Consider the following 5,288-nt stretch of genomic DNA (forward strand, 5'->3'; position numbering starts at 1 on the left):
TAAAATTTAACCCTGGCGAAATTTTGTAAATTTAGCCCTTTGCGGTGGAATTTTGTAAATTTAACTCTCCGTGCGCGCTTTGCTTTCTGAAATTTCATCGCCATTTGCACTATTTAAAATTTCATCATTGCTCGCGGCGTCTTTTGCGAGCGATTTTTGAAATTCGTATTTGAAATAAAATGCCCACGCGAGCGGACACAGAAAAAATAGCGCACGGATTACGTAGAGCGATTTTAGCGGTATTTGAAAATATATCCACACGCAAAAAACGTAGCTTAAAACATACGCGAGCGCGCAGATTGTGGGCAGAAACCTTTTAAACTTGATAGCCTCGACCGAAAGATAGATGCAGATCGCGATGAGAGAGCCTGCGAAAAAATAAAACATCGCGCTCTCCTTTTGGTAGTGTTCATCTGCATTCAAATAGCCTAAAATGCACGCCGCGACGATCAAGAGCGCCAAGGCTGCTCTTAGCGGCGCAAGAGTGCGCTTTATCGTTCCGTCAAGTAGCAAGTGCAAGCAGAGCGCGATAAAATAGGCGTTTGCGGTAAAATCGAAAGATATATAAAACAGCTCTCCTCCAAAATTCCCCCGATGGTATTCGCGCCCCAAAATCGCGATGCGCGTAAGATAGATCGTGCCGAATTTCGCCATCAAAAATGCAGCCGTAAGCAGGATCGGATGCAGCAGCGCTCTGCCTGCAAGCAGGTCTGTGCAAATGCGCCCGAGGAAATCTATCAATCTTTTCACGCTAGGCTCCTTCGAGATTTCGCCGCTTGCGGCGTCTTTCGTGAAATTTTCGCCGTTTGGTTTAAATTTGATCTTAAATCGGGATAAATTTTAGCTCGAGAGCTTTTAAAAGTCGCTTAGAGGCAAAGGCGTAAATTTGCGCGCTTGGAGGTAGGCTGCATATTTTAAAATTTACGTTGCTTAAATTAGCTTTCCTATCGCAAGTTGTTTGTAGGCAAGCACATATTGCAAAATGCGCGGATGAAATGGAGCATCAACTAGCTCGTCCGTCCGCTCGTAGTATTTAAAATTTTATTCGATTTTTAGTTGCGCAGCTGCTTTATCCGCGGCGATGTGTTTGCGCACGGCGAGGTTTGCGTGCGGCCGGCTAGCCTGCGGTATGGATTTGCATGTAGTGAGGTTTGCGCGCACAGTGAGTGGATTAAAATTTTAAGTTTAGATAGTTAGCGAGGTGCGCCCCGCTTCGCAGCGGATGCGAGGCAGGGCGTAAATCTTATAAATTATTTCGGCAGATCGCCTAGCTCAAAGCGTAAAATTTACGCACCTATAATCACGGCTGACAAAAGCCCCCATAAAATGGCTTCTATCGCTAACACTGAGTGAAGTACGGCCTTACTCATCGCTTCTCCTTTGTTTTTAATTTTATTATTTGCCAGACTCGGGCTGCTAGAGGCGTGCCCGATCGATCTATGGGCGGGATTATATAAGATGATTGTGTTCTTAATGTGTCTTTTGAAATTTAGGACAAAATTTTCTCCGTCCGTTGTAAAGCGCGAGCGAACGGCGGCAGATTTCAGGCAAAATTCGGCCGTCTGCGTTAAGGCGCGGCAAATTTAAGCGAGCCTGCCGCCCGCCGTAATGTGCGGTAAAGTCGTAAAGAGCGGCAAAGTCGTAGCACGCGGTAAATTTAAAGCAGAATTCCGACCTCGTCGCGGCGCGCGAGGCGTCCGCGGCAAATCGATATAAAATTTAAAGCAGAATTTTATGTGAATGCGGCGCGCGACACACCCGCGCTTTTTTACGTCGTCAAAGCTTGTATCATCAAAGCTTGCATCGGCGTAGCTTGCGCCGTCAGGGCCCGTATCGTCAAAGCTTGCATCGGCGCGACTTGCGCCTGTGGGGCGAAATTTTACGGCGAGCTACGAATTGCAAGACGCAGCTCATCCGCGCCGTCTTGATCTGAAATTTAAAGCGGAATTTTAACGCGCGCCTCGGTTCCGACGCCGGGTTCGCTTTCGTATTCGATCTGGCCGCCTAAAAGATCAAGCGCCGTGCGTACGATGCTAAGCCCAAGCCCGCTGCCGAGCTCCTTATGCGATTCCTCGCACTGATAAAATCGGTCAAAAATTTTATCCAGCTTCTCGCGCGAGATGCCGATGCCTTCGTCTTTGATGCTCACCTGCGCAAAGCCATCGCAAGCGCGGCAACGGACGAAAATTTTGTCGTTCGGGCGCGAGTACTTAAGCGCGTTTTCGATTAAATTTCGCCAAATTTGATTTAGCAGCCCCGCGTTTGATCGCACGCTAAGCGGTGATAAATCTAGCTCAAACTCGTGTCCTTCGTAGCTTTGGCTCAGCGATATGATGCATTGCCTAAGCTGCTCGTCGATACGTACCACTTCATCTAGGCGCACCGCCGCGCCGCTATCAAGTCTCGTTAGCTTTAGCATGTCGGTGCAGAGCTTGCTTAGGCGGTTTGCTTCCGCGCCGATGGAGGCTGCGTATCGCACCGCGCGCTCCTCGCTCACGCCGCCCTCTATCATCTCGCTTAACGCGGCGATCGAGGAGATCGGCGTTTTCATCTCGTGCGAGACGTTTGAGACGAACTCCTTTTGCAGTTGCTCGTGCTTTTGTAGCTTCTGCGCCATTTTATTGACATTTACCACAAGCTCGTCCAGCTCGTGCATATAGAGGTAATCAGTGCGGCGCCTATGTATCTTGCGCTCGGCGCGCGCCTCAAAATCGCCGTTTGCGATCGCGGTGATCGCGTCTAGTAGCCGCTTGATCGGGCGGAATAAAATTTTAAGTCCGAAGTAAAGCAGGGTAAAATTTAGCGCCATCGTGATTAAGCAGATGATCGCGCACAGCGCCACTCCGTCCCAAAACCCGCCGATTTTGCCGCCGATGCCTATGTAAAAAAGCATGCAAACCGCAAAGCAGACGATGAAATTTATCACGCCGAATGCGAGCGAAGAGTAAAACGCGATGAAGCTTTTAAGGCTGATGAGGTATTTTTTCATGCTCGCTCCTTTTTTACGGCTTTGTAGCCGAGCCCGCGCACGGTGATTATCTCAAAATCCTTGGAGTTTTCGAATTTCGCCCGCAGCTTTTTGATGTGCGTATCGACGACGCGCTCGTCGCTGTCAGTCTCATAGCCCCAAATTTCGCTCATTATCTCAAATCTCGTAAAAATTCTGCCCGCGTAGCTTAGCAGCAAAAACAAAAGACGAAATTCCTTCGGCGCTAGGCTTATCCGCTCGCCCTCGGTGCGGACGCTGAGCGTATCGTAGTCAAGCTCGCTTCCGCCGATGAGTAGCCGCTTTTCGTTTGCGATCTTGGCTCGCCTTAGCAGCGCATGCACGCGCAGCACGAGCTCTTTTAAATTTATAGGCTTGCTCATATAATCGTCCGCGCCGCTTTTAAAGCCCGTCTGCATATCCTCGATCTCGCTTTTTGCCGTTATGATCAGTATCGGCTGGCTCTTGCCGTCGCGCCTAACGTATCTGCTAAGCTCAAAGCCGTCCATCTTAGGCATCATCACGTCCGAGATGATCAGATCAAAATGCGCCTCATCCAGCGCCTCTGTCGCCTGCTCGCCGTCGAAGGCGCAGCTCACGCTAAAGCCCTCATCAAGCAGCTTTTCTCTTATCGCCGAGCTCAAAGCCTCGTCGTCTTCGACCAGTAAAATATTAAGCATAATCGCTCCCATTTTGCTAAATTTATGCGTTTAAATTTATACATAAAATTTTAAGAAACAATGAGATATTATACGTAAATTTTTTCAAGGAGTAAAGAATGAATTTCAAAAAAACCATATCGGCTGCCGTTATTGCAGCTTCAGTGCTGGCGCTATTTAGCGGATGCGCGAAAGAGAGCTCTCGCGTAGTGCAAACCCCTACGGTAGCGAGTCTAAACACTAATTACTCTGGCGAGCGGATCGCCGTGTCGGTAGGACGCTTCAACAACCAATCCTCTTACAACAACGGCGTGTTCTCCGACGGCGAGGACAGACTGGGCAACCAAGCGCAGACAATTTTGATCTCAAGCTTACAACAAACAGGACGTTTCTCGGTGCTTGATCGCACGAATATGCGCGCCATCAAAGAGGAAAGCGCAATCTCCAAAAGCGCACAAAACTTAAAAGGCGCCAGATACGTTATCACCGGCGACGTGACTGAGTTTGGCCGCAAGACGACCGGAGATCATCAGCTGTTTGGAATTTTAGGCAAGGGAAAGACCCAAACCGCGTATTCTAAAGTAAATTTAAACGTCGTTGACGTCAGGACGTCCGAGGTGGTCTTTTCGACTCAGGGCGCGGGCGAATACGAGCTATCAAACCGCGAAGTGCTAGGTTTCGGCGGCACTGCGGGCTATGATTCAACACTAAACGGCAAGGTGTTAAGCCTAGCGATCATTGAGGCGGTCAATAATCTCGTAAATGGCCTTGAAAACGGCGCGTTTAAAGTGAGATAAGGATTAAATTTGAAAGCGAGCAGTGCTCTTGCTCTTGCTGCTGCGGCCATGATCTTTTGCGGCTGCGGCGGCGGGAGCCAGAATCAAATTTATTACTGGGACGGCAGCTACACCGACTCGACCTATCAGTATCTCAAGCAGGAAGGCGACGTAGGCGAGCAGATCGAAGCGCTTGAAAAATCTATCCAAAAAGCATACGAAAAGGGGCTCAAAGTCCCGCCGGGGCTTTATTCGCATCTGGGGCTTTTGTATCTAAGCGCGGGCAACGGCGCGAGGGCGAGAGAGAGCTTTGAAAAAGAAGCTCAGGCTTTCCCTGAATCAAAGCCGTTTTTGACCTTCATTACAAACCCCGCCGCGCTTAAAAAAGCTGAGGCTGCGGCCAAGCCCGGCGCCGATAAAGCCCAAGGATCAAGCGGACGCGAAGCCGCCAAAGCAGCCTCTGTAAAGCAAGGCAAAGCTGCCGCGAAACAGGGCGGCAAAACGAATAAAAAGGCTAAAAAATGAAAAATAAAGCTCAAATAGCGATTTTTAGCGTATTCGTGGCGCTGTTTTTTAACGCGTGCGCTCTAGGAGAGCCTGAAATTTACGATTACTCGGCGCTTCAGCAGGCTAAGCCGCGATCGATTTTGGTGCTGATGCCGACAAACGAAACTACCGAAGTGGACGCAAGTGCTGCCGTGCTTGCCAACGCGATCTATCCGCTCAGTGAGGCGGGCTATTATGTATTTTCGCCTGCGCTCGTGCATGAGACCTTCAAAAATAACGGAATTTACGAGGCGAGCGAGATCCAAAACGTCTCTGCGCACAAGCTAAGGCAAATTTTCGGCGCAGACGCCGTGCTATACA

At 49.5% G+C, this 5,288-nt stretch carries 7 protein-coding genes; 4 read left to right on the plus strand and 3 right to left on the minus strand.

The features are described from left to right. Nucleotides 1-60 precede the first annotated feature (60 nt). Nucleotides 61-750: a hypothetical protein gene (locus Q0236_RS09680; protein WP_297917240.1), complete on the minus strand. Its 690-nt coding sequence runs from the start codon at nt 748-750 to the stop codon at nt 61-63. Between the two features lie 986 nt (nt 751-1,736). On the opposite strand from Q0236_RS09680, the gene Q0236_RS09685 reads away from it, so the two are divergent. Beyond that, nucleotides 1,737-1,928: a hypothetical protein gene (locus tag Q0236_RS09685; RefSeq protein ID WP_297917241.1), complete on the plus strand. Its 192-nt coding sequence runs from the start codon at nt 1,737-1,739 to the stop codon at nt 1,926-1,928. An 8-nt stretch (nt 1,929-1,936) separates the two neighbouring features. Here Q0236_RS09685 and Q0236_RS09690 read toward each other — a convergent pair whose 3' ends face one another. Next, the gene (locus Q0236_RS09690) at nt 1,937-2,989 is read right to left on the minus strand and encodes a HAMP domain-containing sensor histidine kinase (protein WP_297917242.1); all 1,053 of its coding nucleotides are present in this window, start codon (nt 2,987-2,989) and stop codon (nt 1,937-1,939) included. Continuing rightward, the gene (locus Q0236_RS09695; RefSeq protein ID WP_297917243.1) at nt 2,986-3,666 is read right to left on the minus strand and encodes a response regulator transcription factor; all 681 of its coding nucleotides are present in this window, start codon (nt 3,664-3,666) and stop codon (nt 2,986-2,988) included. Before Q0236_RS09695 ends, Q0236_RS09690 begins: the two co-directional genes overlap by 4 nt. Nucleotides 3,667-3,764: 98 nt before the next feature. On the opposite strand from Q0236_RS09695, the gene Q0236_RS09700 reads away from it, so the two are divergent. The 3 genes from Q0236_RS09700 to Q0236_RS09710 form a co-directional block, all read left to right on the plus strand. Then, nucleotides 3,765-4,442 (plus strand): CsgG/HfaB family protein, encoded by a 678-nt coding sequence (locus tag Q0236_RS09700; RefSeq protein WP_297917244.1) that lies wholly within the window; start codon nt 3,765-3,767, stop codon nt 4,440-4,442. 9 nt (nt 4,443-4,451) lie between these two features. Continuing rightward, on the plus strand, nt 4,452-4,946 hold the full coding sequence (locus Q0236_RS09705; protein WP_297917245.1) for a DUF4810 domain-containing protein: 495 nt from the start codon (nt 4,452-4,454) through the stop codon (nt 4,944-4,946). After that, nucleotides 4,943-5,288 (plus strand): GNA1162 family protein (locus tag Q0236_RS09710; protein ID WP_297917246.1); only part of this gene is annotated, 346 nt, incomplete at its 3' end. The genes Q0236_RS09705 and Q0236_RS09710, both read left to right, overlap by 4 nt.

The organism is uncultured Campylobacter sp. (genome assembly GCF_938031315.1).
GTDB lineage: Bacteria > Campylobacterota > Campylobacteria > Campylobacterales > Campylobacteraceae > Campylobacter_B.

Coding starts and splice junctions, on each gene's coding strand:
- Q0236_RS09690 (WP_297917242.1), bottom strand. CDS start 2,989: ATGAAAAAATACCTCATCAGCCTTAAAAGCTTCATCGCGTTTTACTCT.
- Q0236_RS09695 (WP_297917243.1), bottom strand. CDS start 3,666: ATGCTTAATATTTTACTGGTCGAAGACGACGAGGCTTTGAGCTCGGCG.
- Q0236_RS09700 (WP_297917244.1), top strand. CDS start 3,765: ATGAATTTCAAAAAAACCATATCGGCTGCCGTTATTGCAGCTTCAGTG.